Genomic DNA, 17,699 nt, shown 5'->3' on the forward strand with positions numbered 1-17,699 from the left:
ACTACGCCCCTTTTATGGTTTTCACCATATCCGCTGATTCAAAACGTTTGATCAGACCTGATACCAGAATCATTTCCAGAAGAATCAGGATACTGAATAGCACTAGCAAACTGACTGTTGATACTTTCAGCAAGATCAGACTGTATGGGATCAGTACTGCATAGGACACAAGACTCATCAGGTAGAGATTCCTGTAACGCTCACCATAGGACTTTCCAAGCAGATACTGAATCGAAATCAGCTGCCTTTTCTCTTCCAGTTGAAGATAAATGATTTCATAAAGAAGAATCAGAACCACCGAAAGATATAGTGCGAAAATATAGAGACTTTCCAGTGCTTCCTGCTTATACTCACCCATGTAGAAATCATATACCGGACGAAGATCCGTTACCCGCAGAGCGTCTCCATAACCAGCTTCGTCAAAGGACTCTCTAAGCCCTTCCAGATCACTATAATAGACAGCTCCATAAAGCGTCTGCATGCCGGAAGCATCATATTCCTTCATATAGAATACAATGGGATCGTTCACTTTAAAGTGATCTCTTTTACTGATATCCGGATTATAGAAAGAGTCCTGGAATTCTACATAAACTTTTGGATATTCCTTCTGAGATATGGTTATAAAAGGTTTTCCCTTCAGTTCAAGTGGAACCAGCATGGTATTCCCCTGTAAGGTCTCCAGATCAAGAGCAGTTCCATCTTCACGAAGAATCTTGTAGTCCTTTAGATACTCTGTATTGACCACGATTGAGGATACCGTATTCGGTGCAAGCTCCACATCAAATTCTTCAAACAGACTCAAGTCTGCATCACTGAAATCAGCGAGTACCGCATTCTCTTTTTCTGAAATCTCAAATGCATCTCCAAACATTTTCATGATTCGATCAAAATCTGACATTGGAATGTCGAGACTCACATTGTATCTATATAGATCAGCATCGTGTTTTCTCTCCCTGTAGTTTACATCTCTGAAGGAGCGATATCCACTTTCCAGCTTCGTCAGAAGTGGGGTGATGACCAGTATAAAGATCAGGATCTTCACTGAAAGGTTTCCATAGAGAAGCATCTTGTATGTGGATTTTCTCTTGAGATACATGGCAGAGGAAATATATCTGATATAGACGTAGGAACCTGCAAACACGGCCAGTAGACCTGCAGCAAAATATGCTAAAATCATAAGCTGACCTTTATAAATAGCCGTACCGATGCTTCCCGCATCGCCCACAAAAATCCAGTACGCTATTCCTAGTGTAATTACATAAACAAGTAGAAGTGACAGGAAAAATATCCCTAAAAGACGCCACTGTATCCGCACATCGGAATGTCCCATCATTTTTCTTACGCTCACTTCCTTGAGGTGCTGATTGATGATGCCAATAAGAATGATGAGAAGAATCAGCGCAATCCCTGCGGAGAGGTAGGTGCCTTGACGAATAGAGTCGTCAGGCATAAACGTCTTGCCGTCCACCTTGAGAAATTGTGAAGCCTGGATCTGCCCATGGGTATCAACTACTTCGTCTCGGACTTTTCTGATATCGCTACCTTCCCCATAGAAATAAACCACATAATAAGGATCTTTTTGCGGACTTTCATAAATCTGATGAAGAGGACGGAAATATAATAGAGGATATAGGAGCCCTGATGCGTAGCTCTCATCGAGCATCTGTATCGTCACTGCTGAGGAATCCTCCTTATTGGTTGAATAAAAAGTGGACTCACTGCTGTCACTCCAGGAAATTCTACTACCGTTTTGAGTATAAAAGAGATCTTCTATCTCCACTGAAGAAGAATAGATATAGTTCTCCATGACATTTCTGTTCACCTCGTCAGAATAACCTACAATCACACGAAAGGTCACTTCGTTCTCATCTGAACTATTTTTTATCGTTTCCATAAACTCTTCCGATGAAACGGCAGTGAACATACTCTCATCAAACATGAAACTATATGTGCTCTGGTCATCAAAGTCGGGATGCAAAAAATTTTCCAGGTTAAATGTATATCTGACATTGAAGGTTGTGACAATCAGGTAAGTGGTCGCAATCGCCAACTGTATGACGAGAAAATAGCTGATTTTCTTCATAAAACACTCCTTACCTTAAAAAATAGAATCCCTATATTTTTCCAACTATACCTTTCCTAATATTATCAATATATATATATATATATATATATTAGCATTAATATTATTGTAGTTCAACACTAAATTCGAATATTTAAAATATTGAAAACTTACCATTCTTCAAATCTACTTATTATTTCAATTTGCATGTTCTTAATATGAGTCTCAAAGCTTATATGATTTACGCCGTTATTTGTTGTTAGATATCATAAAAGAATTAACTCGAATTACAATGGATGTTGATTTCTCATATATCACATATCACTAAAATAACACCTCCTCTTTCAATCCTTCTTTAAAGGTTTGAATGTGAATTTCTTCATGAAATCCACCGAATTTCTGTCCGCAGACTCTCCACCGTATCTGAACTGAATATAGAGATCTCTAATTTCATCGTTATTTTGAGTAACTCCATCACCTTTTATGCTGATGCTCTGGGATGTATCACTCACTTCAAGCATTCTGCTCTTTTTTAGTTTTCGAAGGTATTTTCTGTAGTAGTACCTGATCTGTTCGTTATATCCTGAAGGAAATCGGTCTCTTTTTTTTCTGTTAAAAAGAGTCTCTTTTGAGATCAGATATTCTCTTTTTTCATTGAGAGGTCTTCTACTGTAGTTATCCACTCTTCGTTTCTTATATACAAAGTAACCAATAACCATAATTACCACTAACAATCCAGCACCTAAAACAAATCCCCATAGGTCACTGTTCTGAGCCATCTTGATCTTTTCCCCTATGCCCGGGGATGCGCCGGGTATTTCCTGTTCTACATAACTGTCACTGAAAACCTCCATTAGTCTTCTGCCAGAAGCTGTGAAAATCCATAGACCCACATACAGTAACGGATAGAGAAGAAAGAACAGTGCCTTCTGTAATAAACCGAAGATGATACTAGCGCCATAAAGAAGCTGTATTCGGATCCCTTCAACACTGATGATAAGGGAAAGCACCATGGCTAAAATGAAGAAAACATAGATTCGTCTGTTATTTTTCTTCGATGTAGTTCCATAAGCGGATTGCCTTAAAGTTACACTTAAAAGAATTTCCGAAAACAGGTAGAACATCATAAACGGAAGTATACTTAACATTTTCTCCTGAACTGGCTTTACGAGAATGCCTGCAAAAACAAGAACTGTCATGATGCTGTAATACACTTTAAACCTGCTTGCGCGCTCTTCCATCTCCAGTCTTCCCATAAATTTCTCATAGTAGTACATACATCCTATAGCAAATAGAAGCGTAAAAAGAACTCTCTCCAAGGTAAAATAAAGAAGCATTGGCAGAGAAAGTGAAACCCCCAGCAGAACTGTGGTCTTCCAGTTTCTCTTTTCACACTTCCCTTGAAAGAAAAGCAGAACCAGAGCACTGTAGAGATAGATGGGAATACTCCAAACTACTTCCACCTGAAAGAAAACAAGTAGCATCATCAGGTAAAGGGAAACAAAAGACAAAACTTCAAGTATCATCAGCTGCACAAAAAATCCCTCCCTTTATAAATCCTGACATTTCTGGATATTTCTGTAAGATGGTCTTCCCTCATGGCAATGAGCACGAGTTTACCGTTTTTTGAAAACTCATTTATGGGCAACACATGCTCCTTCAGAACTTTTGGCACAATCAGCACCACCACCTGAAATGAGCTTCTGTTTCTGGAAAGCTTCTTTAAGCTGTTTTCCAGGCTATCCGATACCATGCCTCCCATTTTCCCTAAAAGCATCGTATACTTTTCAAGATTCTTCGGAGAAAGTCCAGGTGGAAAACTGACTCCCCCATTGTCTGTTTTAGCATTGTATCCATTACTGGAGAAGCCTGCAGGGATCTTTTCCTTCATAAGCTCCTCCAGTACAGCTCTGGCTGTGATGATGCTTTCCTCTAATGCTTCCACATCGGGATCTTTCCAGTAAGGCTTGCTGCTTTCCATGCTGAGAAAGACCATGGCGCTCTGATCTGCAGTAAAATCAAACTTCTTCACTAGAATACGATGGTGTTTTAATGAAGAAGGCCAGTGAATATATCTCTGGGACTCTCTTCCCGTATATTCTCTTACGCCTCTAAGCATCAGAGGATCATCCACAATCCACCTTTTCACAGAAACCGCGCCATGAAGACTGTCAAAAGGCAGAATGAGTTCCCTTAGCTCCTCTTTCCTTGGAAGAATGACCACTTCCTGGTTTATGGCTTTCTCCAGAAATTTATTATGGAATCCCAGAAGATCTGTCATCTTGAGCTGAGCTCCATCGAAGGTGTGAAGTCCTCGTTTTTTTCCATAGATTTTATGTTCCAGCGTAATCCTCTGCAAAGGCATGACAAAAAGATGATACGTATTTTGACTTTCTGAAAACTTCTCTCCATAGTATTCCGTCACGTTTAGGAAAGGAATGGAAAGGATTTTTCTGTTTTCAATCACCGGTGTAAGGGTAATCTCCTCTCCAATTTCATACACATTCTTATCCGTCTGTACCCCGTAGGAAAGCTTCTTGTCCCCATAATAAAACAGCACTTCATTCAGAACGATGATGGCAATGAGCATGCCGAAAAATGCCCACAGCATCAGAGCGCCTCCAGATCTTCCAGCGGAACTTTTGTCTCTTTTACAATCTCAGAAATGATCTCCATACTCTCTTCAAGAGACTGCCCCATCCCCGATGAAATCCTGTGATTCAGTACAAATGGTGCCATATACTGAATATCTTCCGGGAGCATAAAGGATCTCCCCTCTACCGCTGCCTTGGCTTGAGAGGCTCTAAAAAGAGCTATGGAACCTCTGGGACTAACGCCAACACTAATCTTGTCGTGATCTCTCGTTTTCTCCACAAGATCCAGGAGATAATCCATCACATCCTTTTTGGCTCTGACTTTCTTCATCTCCTCGATATAGCTGAGGAGTTCTTGTTTCTCAAAAACCGCATGGATGGTATCAAAGACATCCTCCAGAGTATTGAGAAGAATCCTTCTTTCTTCTTCCTTTGAAGGATAGCCCATGGAAAGTCTCATGAGAAAACGATCCATCTGAGCTTCAGGTAACGGAAAGGTACCATAGGATTCTATTGGATTCTGGGTGGCCAGCACCATAAAAGGCCTATCCAGCATTCTTGTCTCACCGTCCACCGTAATCTGTCGTTCCTCCATGGCCTCTAAAAGAGCCGATTGTGTCCTTGGTGTTGCCCGATTGATCTCATCCGCCAGAATGACATGAGAGAAGAGTGGACCTTCTCTGAACTCAAATTCTCTTTCTTTCTGATTATAAAAACTGACTCCTGTTATATCGCCTGGAAGAAGATCCGGTGTGAACTGAATTCTCTTAAATGGCAAATCCAGGGTTTTGGAGAAAGACCGAACCAGCATGGTTTTTCCCATACCAGGCAGATCTTCCAATAGAATATGTCCTTCTGATAGAAAAGCAATCAGAAGAAGCTCAATCACCGGATCTTTTCCGATGATTCCCTTTCTTACGTTCTGAACCACAGTTTCCTTGAGTTTCTTTATATTTTCCAACTAATTTCCCCTCCTCATCGCAGCATCTTCATGAAGATTCTCCAGTCTTACATGGGGATCTCCCATACTCATAAGCTCCTCATCATGGGTGACAATGAGAATGGTCTTCCCTTCACCATGCAGCCTCTTAAGCACTTCCAGGATGATCATCTTATTGCCATGATCGAGGCTTCCCGTGGGCTCATCTGCTAGGATCAGCTCACAGGGCTTCAGCATCAGCCTTGCCAAAGCAATTCTCTGCTGCTCTCCGCCAGAGCACTTGTAGATCATCTTCTCTTCAAACCCTTCCAGACCAACCTCTTTCAAAGCTTTCGAGATAAGCTCTCCCTTCTGATCCGATTTGACATTTTCAAGAGCAATCTCCAGGTTATAACGAACAGACTTATGATCAATGAGTGCAAAGTTCTGAAAGAGATATCCGATTTTTTCTCTCAGAAGGATTTCGGATGCTTTTGTAAAAGGCTTTAACCCTTTCTTGCCAAATCTTACGATGGTTCCACCATCTTCTCGGTCCAATAACCCTATCATGTTCAGCAGTGTGGATTTACCTGAACCTGATGCCCCACTGATGACTGTAAAGCTGTTTCTTCTGATGTCCAGATCATACTCATCAAAGATGACAAGATCATTGAATCCTTTTTTCAGGTTTCTGATTTCTATAATATTCTCCATACTTATTCTCCTTTCAATACTAAAGAAATAGACTTTTTCTCAAACCTTCTGACAATCCAGCTCATAAACAGTAGGTCTATGACTATAAAGTAAAGAGCCAGTTTGGTGGCTAATGCCTTGTTGTCATTCGTCGTGGTCCAGACGGTCAATAGAATCGCAAAATAAGGTAAAAGGTGCATCAGAATCATTTCTCTGTATCTACTGAGGAAGCTGCTCCCCATGCTGTATTTCAGTGCAATTTCTTTCCTTCTTTCGTTAAAGTGAAAGGACAATCCCTGATACAGAAAAATCATTGGGATGATGGTAAAAAGCATCAGATATCCCATGGCGGTGATGAACTCTTTCATGTAACTCTCTAGATAATAGTTATGCTTGATCACATAATTTTCAATATTAAAATAGGCTTCCATCTGGTACTTTGAAAGTACTAAAGAAAGATCATCATACGAAGAATAAAAGGCACTCCTATATACGGGTTGAATCTCGCTTCGATACTTAGTGATAAAATACACCACCGGGTTTTCTATTAGTATTTTCGGCCATGAAATATCGGGGGCTAAAAATCCACCCTCATAATTGACATAGTAGGTATTCTTTCCATTCTGATCTAGCCCAGTATAGGTTTGAAATATCTCTCCTTTGAGATGAAGAGGCACGAAGACAGTGTTCTCAGTGATTTGAGATAGATTCAGAACTTCTCCGTCTTCATTTCTGATGGAATATTCTTTCAGATACTGATAATCTACGATGATGCTTGGATAAGGAATCTCCATACCTATGGTTTCATAAAATTCAATCATCTGCCGATCCAGGTGAGCATGTGAAAAGTCCGCATACATGCCTTTTCCCCTTAGAATCATCTCCTCAAACAGGATCTGATTCATGTTTAGATTCTCTCCAATCTCTCCTGGCAGAGAAGTCATCATAGACTGGTTTGTAAACAGGTTATAATTGTAATGTTCTTCTGTGCGGGAACCATAATGGTATATTTTGCGAAACGCTTCAACACCTGTAGAAATCTCATGAACCAGTGGCGTCAGTACAATAAGAAGAAGTACTGTTTTTATAATTATGTTTCCATACACCATTTTCATATTCACAATACTTCTCTTTAGTGCAACATAAGAAGCAACATATCTCACATAGAGATAACTGAGGATTGCAAAAATCAAGATTACTCCAGTAAACATCAGAAGATTCATGGCCATGGGTTTCACTACATTAAGCGAAATGAGCGTGAAATCTCCACCTAAAATGAAATACGAGAAAAGAATACTAATTTTATAGGAGAGGATGGAAAACAGAATGAAACTTCTCATAAGTCTTTTAAAAATCACAGTACTTTGATTTCCATGCATCTTTCTTACGCTTACTTCTTTCATATTGGCATTAATATAGCTTGTGGCACTAAGTAGAATAACAAGTAAGAGGATGGGCGCCAGGAATTCCGTAAGCTTCACCGGCTTATCTTCAACTTCTTCTTCTATAGGACTGTTTAAATCATAGATATCTACCTCGTACATGAATGGAAAAGCATCAAGAATCATCGCCTTCATTTCTGCCATACTCATCGAGTTATCAAAGAAAAAAGAGATTCCAACAAAATTTACTTCTCCCTCATTGTGTTTTCCAGCCGTATGAAGCGGCATAAAATTAAGTACAGGATAGGTGTTTCCCATAATGTACTTGTCAGACAGAAATTTGATGCTGTCAGTTTTTTCATCATTTATAGAATCGGAACTTATATACTGATCGTTTGCAAGGTGTCCAAAATCCACATGAGTTCCTTTCTCCAGATAGAAGAAATCTTCAAACTTAAATTCATCTGAATAAATATAAAGACTTTGAACTTTTCTTTGATAAATGTCATCATGATTAAGACTCATCATGATCTCTAGAGAGGTGCTTTTCCCCATTTCAAGTAGTTTATCCGTTACTTCGTGAACGGACACGCCTTGTTCCTGCAAATACAGATTGATGATCACACCGTTCTTATCCGTCCAGTCATGATACTCCAGAATTGTATTGTCCATACTCGTGAAGTATCTTTCATTGAAATCATTGAATATGCCAAAGGTTACAATAAATCCATAAAGAAAGATAAATACATAGGCGAATTTTTTCATGCTATTCTCCTTTTTTCTTTTAGGAAATTCTAGGCTAATCAGGAACGAACTCCATGTCTTTTTGCACTCCATAGAGTTCGTTTGGAATCACTATTTTATCGAGCAATTATTGACTCTCTAAAACCATGCTGATGACCTGTGGTTTTATTGATTGAAATCATTGCGGGCATTGGATAATTTCCAGGATTAAGTGTTCCAGCAACACTTTTTGTAACCCAGCTGCTGTTACTGCTGCTTCCCACTGCACGACTCCGCCTGCATTCATGTTTTCTAAGACAAACACTGTATATGCACGTTCGGAATCGTCATTAGCATTCACATACCCATAGGACGTATCTCTTATACCATGCGTTACTATCGTATATCCATATGCGGTCACTTGAGCTGTTACGAGTAAGGTCAGGAATAAAACTGCGATTTTTTTCACTTCAAACTTCCATATAATTATTAATTCAATCGATGAGTTTTTATCAGTTTATTTGTCTCATTAATTATCACCTCCGATATTTTTTGAAGTGAAGAATTAGATTGCAGAAAACCTGCAGACTCTGTTGACACCTCTTCTTGATGTCTGCACCTTGTGGAAATACATAAACATGATTTGAATCCTTCTTAAAAACCACCTTATACTATGCACTCAGTATACAGTCAACATTTTTTTATGTTATTGACGAATGGTTCTGGCCATTGTCCTGTATCACCCAAAAAAAATCCAGGAAAACAAATGCCAATTCCTTGAGTTTCTTTATATTTTCCAACTAATTTCCCCTCCTCATCGCAGTATCTTCATGAAGATTCTCCAGTCTTACATGGGGATCTCCCATACTCATAAGCTCCTCATCATGGGTGACAATGAGAATGGTCTTCCCTTCTCCATGCAGCCTCTTAAGCACTTCCAGAATGATCATCTTATTGCCATGATCGAGGCTTCCCGTGGGCTCATCTGCTAGGATCAGTTCACAGGGTTTCAGCATCAGCCTTGCCAAAGCAATTCTCTGCTGCTCTCCGCCAGAGCACTTGTAGATCATCTTCTCTTCAAACCCTTCCAGACCTACTTCTTTCAAAGCTTTCGAGATAAGCTCTCCCTTCTGATCCGATTTGACATTTTCTAGAGCAATCTCCATGTTATAACGAACAGACTTGTGATCAATGAGGGCAAAGTTCTGAAAGAGATATCCGATTTTTTCACTCAGGATAATTTCGGAAGCTTTTGTAAAAGGCTTTACTCCTTTCTTGCCAAACCTTACAATGGTTCCTCCATCTTCACCGTCCAGGAGTCCTATCATGTTCAGCAGTGTGGATTTACCTGAGCCCGATGCCCCACTGATGACTGTAAAGCTGTTTCTTCTAATGTCCAGATTATACTCATCAAAGATGACAAGATCATTGAATCCTTTTTTCAGGTTTCTGATTTCTATAATATTCTCCATACTTATTCTCCTTTTAGAATTTCCGCCACCGATTTTCGCTCAAACTTTCTAAGAATTATCATCATGAACATCAAATCTAGAACTATATAGTAAAGTATCATTTGTACACCTATGGCTTTGGGTATTTTAAGAGAAGTGGCCACGGTAAAAATCAAGACTCCGTAGGGCAATAGATGAAGAAATATAATCTCTCTGTATCTCTTGATGAAGGAAGATCCCATACTGTACTTGACTGCGATTTCCTTCTTTGTTTCGCTCAAATGAAATGACAGACTCTGATACAGGAAAATCAAGGGAATCAAGGAGAACATCAGAAGAAAAAATATCGACTCCATAAAGGTTTCCCAATAACCATTTAAATAAAACTCATAAATTGGCTCATAGGCTTCAACCTGGAAGAAATCTTTAAACGCACTTTGATCCAAAATATTCCGAAGTTTAGTCTGAGAGGAATATAAAGCATTGGTGTACGTTACATTCACCCCTCTTACGTATTCCACTATGTAATTCACCACAGGGTCTTCTACGAATAGGTTGTCGCTTCCCACATCAGGATGCAGAAATGGCTTGTCAAAAGAAACATACATCACATTAGGAACACTATGTGTAATCTGATTGTAGGTCTGATTGTAGATCTGATGCTTCACATCTTTAAGATTCATCGGAATGAAAACAGTGTTTTCTTTGATACTAGAAAGATCTATTTCCTTCCCTTCTTCATCCCTGATCTTATACTTCCTCAAAAAATTGTAATCTGCAGAAACACTTGGATATGGAGCCTCTAAACCACCTGCGAGAAATCCCTCCACCGCTTGAGGAGGCCAGTAAGCAGATGAGAAATCTGCATAGAACCCTTCATTATTCAAAATAAACTCATTAAATAATAACTTTTGGAAATCACTCTGCCTGTCATCCTCTGGATCCACATAGAAGTCCAAGGAAGTGGCTAAATTCACCATATACTTCCCTTCGTAATCTTCTGATGCTTTTGTATAGTGATAAACTCTTTGCAGAGCATCCGCTCCGCTTTGTATTTCTTGTGCCAGTGGTGCCAGAATGAGGATGATCAGTATCATTTTAAGAAGTAGATTCATATACACTGTGGTCATACGAGATTTGCTTCTTTTCAATGCTACGAAATTTCCGATGTAATAGATGTATCCATAGGTCAGCATCATGAAAATGATCAGAATCAAAATAAAGTTTCTCATGTTTCCAATCACAGGTCGGATAATATTCAATGAAATACTGCTGAAATCTCCTCCAAGAATAAAATAAGAAAATACTGTCCCGATGATGTAATAAAGGACGATAAAGCGAATATAGGACGTCATAATTCTCATGAATATAATTTTTGACGAATTGCCTTGAAGTTTTCGGATACTGATTTCTTTGATACTGCCATTCACATGACTCGTCGCTGTCAAAAGAATGATGAGCAGCATAATAGATGGTAGATAATCTGTTAAGGAAGCTGTTTCCATCTCCATATCCTCTGAAAATTGTTCTGATTCATATATTTCCATTGGATTTAAAAATGGATACTCTTCTTGAATTTTCTTAATCAGATTATTTTTCGTTACTTCCTCTTTGTCATAAACAATAGTGGGTGCAAAAAAATTTACAGATGCTTCGTTATTCTCATCAAAACTGTGCATCGGAAGAAATCTCAAAACTGGATACTCTTTACCTCTGGTATATTTCGATGACAGAAAACGAATCCCACCAATTTTTTTGTCATCCAGTGGGTCAGAACTGATGTACCCCTTTTGTTTATCATCCGAAAAGTTGATATCAATCTCCTTTTCAAGGTATGAAACATTATTTAATCTGAATTCATCTGAGTATATGTATGTACTCTTCACGCTTCGTCCTAAGATATCCTTATGTTCAAGGGTTACCATCACTTCGAGCTTATTCTCTTTAGCAAGATGAAGAAGTCTTTTCATAGCATCGTTTTCAGACAGATCATTCTCCTTCAGATATAGATTTAGTACAAGAGAATCTTTTTCAGTTTGGTTCTTAAACTCAACTGGCAAAAACTGAAGACGGTTGAAGTAACTTTCGTTGAATGAATTTACAATCCCTAGCGTCAAAATAAACGTATATAAAAGGATGAAGATATAAGTAAAGCGCTTCATGTTCATTCCCTCCCTTGTGATAGTCAAGATATTTCACTGGGAAAGAAACCCATTCATTAAGATAAAGTTTCTTTCCTAGTGAAATTCAAACTACTTAGTAATAATTTGCTCCCTGAAAGCATGGTAATGATTCCCATTCTTAGAACGATCGGCTATAACCACTTTAGGATAATCTGAAGGATTAAGAGAGCTATATACATTCTTCACAACCCAAAATGTATCCGCTTCATTTCTTACAGCTGCAACACCTGAAGCATTCATATTTTCTAAAGTATACGATGTGTATATCCTGTTGCTTGTGTCATAGGCATTTACAAATCCATATTGTGTATTAGTAACACCGTGTCCGATATAATTGTACCCATACGCTACAGTTTGTGAGAACATCAGCAACAACATTGTGAATATCATTCTTTCATACTTTTTCATTTCAAACCTCCCTGTAAAAGTGTGCAACACCAATGATTCATTTATTATCTATATGATCACCTCTCATATAGTAGAGATAATAGATTATCAGAGAACCTTCAAATAGTATTTTGATGACATTCTATTTCTCTACTTTGGACCTACTATAAACCATGCACTCGGTGCACAGTCAACAGGTTCTTTGTGTTTTATCATGTTTTATATGAAACTGGTCTAAATAAGACTTAAATTGCATGGCTCTATAAAGTAAAAGGAAAATTGCTTAGGTATCCCTATACTTGCTCATTGGAAAATAAAAAAATCCCTACAGATAAAACACTGTAGGGATAAACCAAAACTTAATCATTCTTTTTAACAGAAAAATTGACCTTGTAGATATACTCTTTTGCATCATCAAGAGGTACCACATACTGTGGTGAGGTGTTTTGATATCCTACCAGTTCTACTTCTGAGGATGCACTGACATTATTTATGATATGGGAGAATCCTTCAGAGGCGTCTTTGGAAACTACAGTCGTAATCTCTTCCATCTTATTGAAAAACAGCCCGATAGTCTCTTGGGCACCTGCCATCGAAAGATAGCTAACCAGCATATGGTTATTATACGTATATAGTGTCTGCCTTTTGTTCTGAATGTTTATATGGAAAGAAACCGTATCTACGATTCCATCTTTAAATGAATAAAGCATCATAGGGCTTTCCACATATCCAATGAGAAGATCGGGTTCTTTATCTGATGGTTCTGTCCATTGTCCTGTATCACTCAAAGTATACCCTGAAAAATCAACACCAAGCAGCTTCTGATAATACTGGAAATTCTCCGTGTATTCTTTCAGCGTCAGATTTCCTCTATGAGGTGGAAATACCTGTGCTTTAAATGTCAGAATAAACAGCAGTAGAACAAGTATTGATACTCCTCCTGCAGCGAGATAACGAAGTTTATTATTGTCTTTAAGATCATAGGCAAGACCTTCATCCCACTGAAGGACCTCCTCGTCGCTGCATAACTTATAGCTTTTGAAGAGTCTGATCATCGAATAGATGGGTATCAAGAGACCCATCCCGTCCACAAGAACAAGATACGTTCTTCTCAACGCATCCCCATAAGATAGCTTCGTCATCTCAAAGGTCTTAATTTTTAATCCAAATACTGACTTCCCAATGGTGGTTCCAGTTATAGCAATCAAGATCGGCTCAAAGATCATCATAAAAAATACTATCATCAAAACGTCTAGAATTAGACCCCGTATGCTCTTATTCACCAGTGGAACATGCAGATAAAATACCTGTATGCTCCCCCATAAAAGAACATATAAGGCTAGGTCTAAGCTTCTTGCAAAAAAACGGGTCCAGGGAAGAAATACTTGCGGTAACCGGTCCTTCTTCACCGTAAAATAATCATGCTTAGAGACTACTTCTTTCTTTTCTAAAAGTTCCAGATACTCATACGGGTTCAGCTCACTGATATGACTTCCGCTTTGTCTGATTTTCTCACAGATCTGCTGAGCATAGAGAATATCTCCTTTTGTCTCCTCCAGATCAGAGACCTGTTCCTTAAGCACTTCTAGAAGTGACTTTTCGTCTGAAAGCAGACTTTTCACCTCATCTAGTGAAATCTGCAGGCTTCTAAGAAGCTTGATCCATACTAATTTATTTAAATCATCTTCGGTATATTCCCGATATCCATTCTCTAATCGTTCGGGATTTATAAATCCTTCTCTCTCATAAAAACGGATATTAGAACGATCCATACCGGAGCGAATTTCTACCTCTTTAACTTTCAAAATAGACCATCCTCCATCAGCAATTCTTTCAGACAAAGCGAAGTGTATTTTCAATAACTTCCAATCATATTTAATGTTCTATATCAGTTATATTGTATCATAAGTACTAAGCTGAATTATTACAAAGTGCAATGTTTACGCCGAAGGATGTGGTCCGGTGAACCCCACCATAAGTAACGGCGTGTGATTACCGATTGCTTTGGCACTGAGCCTCTTTGACTTATTTTTCGCGATCATTCTGATAAAATCATAAAAATTACAGTTCTAAATTTATGAATTCCAGCTATACTTTTCTTACAATAAGACTTCCAATTCCAGCAACAGCTATGTAAGAGAAAAAGAATATCCATAAATAAATCAGTCGGATAGATTCTACTCCCGTAAGGCTAATCAGACCCAAAGATAAAAATAGAATTCCTAAAAATATCTGTGAGACATAAAAAAAGAATCTTATCGTGTTGTTTTTTACTCTTTCATCCACTTCTGGAATATTGTTGTTTTTACGCTTTTGCTTAATAACAACAATGACTGTAAGGATCAAACAAGATAACCCTCCTCCAATCAGTCCATCATATCTAAATTCACCCTCATATAAAGAGATTAATATAGATCCAATAACGAAGCCAAAGAATGTACCCCCAATTATCAAATACGGCATATACTTTTGTTTCTTTTTAGTCTGTTTTTTCATTCTTCATCATCCTCCAAAATAAATATCTCTTCAATGGGTAGTTCAAAATATCTAACTAGTTTCAGGGCTAACTCTAAGCTTGGGTTGTATTTATTCTTCTCTATAGCATTTATGGTTTGACGGGTTACTTGTAAGTCTTCAGCCATTTTTATCTGAGTAATCCCTTTATTGGTTCGGATTTGTTTTATGTTATTGATTACTACCAACTGTACACCCCCCCTTTAACGTAAAGATATCTTTACACTCATTCTATCAAGAAATACGTTTTATGTAAAGATATCTTTACGTATTAGAAATAGAATCTTACTCTTACTCTTACTCTTTATCTCTTTTGCTCCATAAAATATGCCTCATATTGAAAAGAAATTTACTTGTAGTTTATGTCAATAATAAAAGGTCTATTCATGAAAGATATTCCTCTCCGATTAGATCTTATACTATCAGATATAGACAGAGACAACTCTGACCACAACTCCCTCTTAGGTCTCACTTCTTTTACTTTACACTTTACAGTCCGTAAATTTGAGCGCTATATTTTCTTAATTTCGCTAAAACCCTCTTTTTCTGAGGAGAATCTCACAGTAGATAAAGCGCTTAAATCCGTGCTTTATTAACCACTTACTATTTAGAAGTAATTGCAAGCAAAATAAATCCTGAAATCCAGCGTTCACAATGGATTTCAGGATTTATAGATATAAACTCCCGGGACTTCTGGTCACATATATAGGCAGAACGGTAGATATCATATGAAAATATGTTATTCTTCGTACATTGATTTAAATCTTGGTCTTTGATATTCCACTTCTTCTTCAATGTATTTTTCATAATCTTTGTATGCTTGTGATGACACTATTTCTTCTTCACTTGTAACATCTAACTTGACCGCTCCTGTTGCAGCCGCCTGTACTATAGAGCCATCATCATTTCCTGCAGCAACTAGGATGTAATATTTATCTTCTTCAAGCATTGTATCACCTTCGAGCAGGGTCACCATATTACTTGAGGATGATATTCCACCAATCTTACTAAGTTCTACAGGTGTATTTTTCTTTATTTTCCCTTTCAAATTATCAATAACTGTAATAGAATATGTAGTCATCGGGATTCCAGGGTCAAGGTCTTCAGCACTGCTATGCACGTTTTTGATTTCTTCATCAATGCGAGCAACAAATACATAATCTCCAAACCCCACTACTTCCTTAGGGTTCTCTATATTTATAACATTCATGCCGCTTACGTATTGAATTGGTAACTCTTTTTGGGATTTCATTAGATATTGTGTTGCAAACAATGATATAAATAGCATCATTATAATTATAATTATTTTTGTATATTTTTTCATTATTACCATCCTTCCGTAGCAGTATTTCTGATTATAATGCATTCCTCATACTACAATTATCTTACCATATAGGATATCAATTATCCTATAAATATTGTAACATAGCAAAACTTCTTATTCTATTCATTCATAGTAACTATAAAGTATTCTATACATATTGTTTTGGTTGTACATTTTTATTAATAACATGAAAAATAATACTGCTTTTCTCCTCCTTATTATTCAGAGAAAGGCAGTATTATTTTACGCCGATAGATATGGCACGGTGTATGCAGTAATTGATTCCTTTTTTGTTTTGCATCGCCCGGCATCTATCCCATATCTTGAGGCAGATCCACATCTTTAAGTTCTTTTTTGTCGATCTCCATATAAGAAACATCTTCCAGGTATTGATTCATAATCCTCTTACCACCTTGGTCACCTTGAAGCTTCAGTAATTCCGGATAATACTTTTCGTCAAAACTAACAGGACTCTGGGAAATGTTGTTATTAATCGCACAGAGAAAACCCGCTTCCGTCTCCGCTGCCTCTAGCAGAAATCTCTCTAAAGTCTCTTGCTCCATCCATGGCTGATCCGCGGTTAAGAAAACTGCAGCCTCTCTTTTTTCATCTGCAGCATCTAAAGGAAGCAGTAATCCAAGTTTGATGGACTCAGACTGTCCCTTTTCAGAATGCAAATTATGAACACACCTTAGCCCTAAACGCTTTCCCGTGTCTAGGATTTCATCATAGGAAGATACAACGATTCCTGTCCCTTTATCTGGATGCTTCCTAAGAAAAGCAGAGACATTCTCCAGCACATGATGAACCATTGGTTTTCCATCTATGTCCACAAGAAGTTTGTTCTCTCCGAAACGTCTGCTCAATCCCGAAGCCATGACGATGATTCTTAAATACCTTTTCATGGCTTCCTCCTCCCCCTCGCAAAATAATTCAGAGCCCTATTATAAGCCTCTTCTCTGTCCAGCAAATCCAGATCTATATGGAGCCCCTCTTCTAAGTTCCATACTTTCAAATTAAACGTTAGGTCTTCCTTTTTCAGGACTACCAGCACTGGAATCTCTTTTTGCACAACTGCGGCCCATACAGTATTAAGAAAAGCCCTGTTGTCTTTTTCAAACCTTCCGATCTCGTCCATCAAGATGCAATCACTCTTATGCTTTATACTTCTCTCTATGGCTCGCACACCAACTAAACTAAAGGCATCCTGATCGATTACAAGTTCTCCATTTCCCTTAAACCTGGCCATAGGAATACCAGGGGTGATTCTCTTCCCTTTTTCCACTGGAAACATATCAAACCCTATTCTTTTTCCCTCATGAATCACTGGAAGCGTGCAAAACCCTCCTGCTTTCCAGTGTAGAGCAGTCAATATTTTCTGGCACAATGTAGATTTACCAGCACCCGGCAAACCTGTCACCATCATCAGCATGGTCTCTTCCTCCCCTATGTCACTCTTTATGCTTT

At 38.2% G+C, this 17,699-nt stretch carries 16 protein-coding genes; all 16 read right to left on the minus strand.

The annotated features are described in order from the left end of the window. Position 1 precedes the first annotated feature (1 nt). Positions 2–2,083 (minus strand): hypothetical protein, encoded by a 2,082-nt coding sequence (locus ACHAL6_RS00225; RefSeq protein WP_395268087.1) that lies wholly within the window; start codon positions 2,081–2,083, stop codon positions 2–4. Between the two features lie 323 nt (positions 2,084–2,406). Continuing rightward, a complete protein-coding gene (locus ACHAL6_RS00230) occupies positions 2,407–3,597 on the minus strand; it encodes a hypothetical protein (protein ID WP_395268088.1) in 1,191 nt (396 codons plus the stop codon). Further along, complete coding sequence (locus ACHAL6_RS00235; RefSeq protein ID WP_395268089.1) at positions 3,588–4,673, minus strand: DUF58 domain-containing protein; 1,086 nt, start codon at positions 4,671–4,673, stop codon at positions 3,588–3,590. The genes ACHAL6_RS00230 and ACHAL6_RS00235 overlap by 10 nt, the downstream gene beginning before the upstream one ends. Next, positions 4,673–5,617 carry an AAA family ATPase gene (locus tag ACHAL6_RS00240; RefSeq protein ID WP_395268090.1) on the minus strand — a complete coding sequence of 315 codons (945 nt, stop codon included), beginning with the start codon at positions 5,615–5,617 and terminating at the stop codon, positions 4,673–4,675. Before ACHAL6_RS00240 ends, ACHAL6_RS00235 begins: the two co-directional genes overlap by 1 nt. Next, positions 5,618–6,289, minus strand: a complete 672-nt coding sequence (locus ACHAL6_RS00245) for an ATP-binding cassette domain-containing protein (RefSeq protein WP_395268091.1) — start codon at positions 6,287–6,289, stop codon at positions 5,618–5,620. Positions 6,290–6,291: 2 nt separating this feature from the next. Next, entirely contained in the window at positions 6,292–8,415 is a 2,124-nt protein-coding gene (locus ACHAL6_RS00250; protein ID WP_395268092.1) for a DUF1430 domain-containing protein, read from the minus strand. 157 nt (positions 8,416–8,572) lie between these two features. After that, positions 8,573–8,842 carry a hypothetical protein gene (locus tag ACHAL6_RS00255; protein ID WP_395268093.1) on the minus strand — a complete coding sequence of 90 codons (270 nt, stop codon included), beginning with the start codon at positions 8,840–8,842 and terminating at the stop codon, positions 8,573–8,575. A gap of 331 nt (positions 8,843–9,173) precedes the next feature. Further along, positions 9,174–9,845 carry an ATP-binding cassette domain-containing protein gene (locus ACHAL6_RS00260; protein ID WP_395268095.1) on the minus strand — a complete coding sequence of 224 codons (672 nt, stop codon included), beginning with the start codon at positions 9,843–9,845 and terminating at the stop codon, positions 9,174–9,176. A 2-nt stretch (positions 9,846–9,847) separates the two neighbouring features. Next, the gene (locus ACHAL6_RS00265; RefSeq protein WP_395268096.1) at positions 9,848–11,986 is read right to left on the minus strand and encodes a hypothetical protein; all 2,139 of its coding nucleotides are present in this window, start codon (positions 11,984–11,986) and stop codon (positions 9,848–9,850) included. Between the two features lie 90 nt (positions 11,987–12,076). Beyond that, on the minus strand, positions 12,077–12,415 hold the full coding sequence (locus ACHAL6_RS00270) for a hypothetical protein (protein ID WP_395268097.1): 339 nt from the start codon (positions 12,413–12,415) through the stop codon (positions 12,077–12,079). A 338-nt stretch (positions 12,416–12,753) separates the two neighbouring features. Beyond that, positions 12,754–14,253: a MerR family transcriptional regulator gene (locus tag ACHAL6_RS00275; protein ID WP_395268098.1), complete on the minus strand. Its 1,500-nt coding sequence runs from the start codon at positions 14,251–14,253 to the stop codon at positions 12,754–12,756. 229 nt (positions 14,254–14,482) lie between these two features. Continuing rightward, positions 14,483–14,890 carry a hypothetical protein gene (locus ACHAL6_RS00280; protein WP_395268099.1) on the minus strand — a complete coding sequence of 136 codons (408 nt, stop codon included), beginning with the start codon at positions 14,888–14,890 and terminating at the stop codon, positions 14,483–14,485. Beyond that, positions 14,887–15,096 carry a helix-turn-helix transcriptional regulator gene (locus ACHAL6_RS00285; protein ID WP_395268100.1) on the minus strand — a complete coding sequence of 70 codons (210 nt, stop codon included), beginning with the start codon at positions 15,094–15,096 and terminating at the stop codon, positions 14,887–14,889. The genes ACHAL6_RS00280 and ACHAL6_RS00285 overlap by 4 nt, the downstream gene beginning before the upstream one ends. 551 nt (positions 15,097–15,647) lie before the next feature. Next, positions 15,648–16,232, minus strand: a complete 585-nt coding sequence (locus tag ACHAL6_RS00290) for a hypothetical protein (protein ID WP_395268101.1) — start codon at positions 16,230–16,232, stop codon at positions 15,648–15,650. Between the two features lie 311 nt (positions 16,233–16,543). Continuing rightward, on the minus strand, positions 16,544–17,137 hold the full coding sequence (locus tag ACHAL6_RS00295; RefSeq protein ID WP_395268102.1) for a nucleotidyltransferase family protein: 594 nt from the start codon (positions 17,135–17,137) through the stop codon (positions 16,544–16,546). Continuing rightward, positions 17,134–17,664, minus strand: a complete 531-nt coding sequence (locus tag ACHAL6_RS00300) for a nucleoside-triphosphatase (protein ID WP_395268103.1) — start codon at positions 17,662–17,664, stop codon at positions 17,134–17,136. The genes ACHAL6_RS00295 and ACHAL6_RS00300 overlap by 4 nt, the downstream gene beginning before the upstream one ends. Positions 17,665–17,699: the final 35 nt, after the last annotated feature.

Origin of the sequence: Proteiniclasticum sp. C24MP (assembly GCF_043951855.1) — a bacterium.
In the GTDB taxonomy this organism is placed as follows: Bacteria; Bacillota; Clostridia; order Clostridiales; family Clostridiaceae; genus Proteiniclasticum.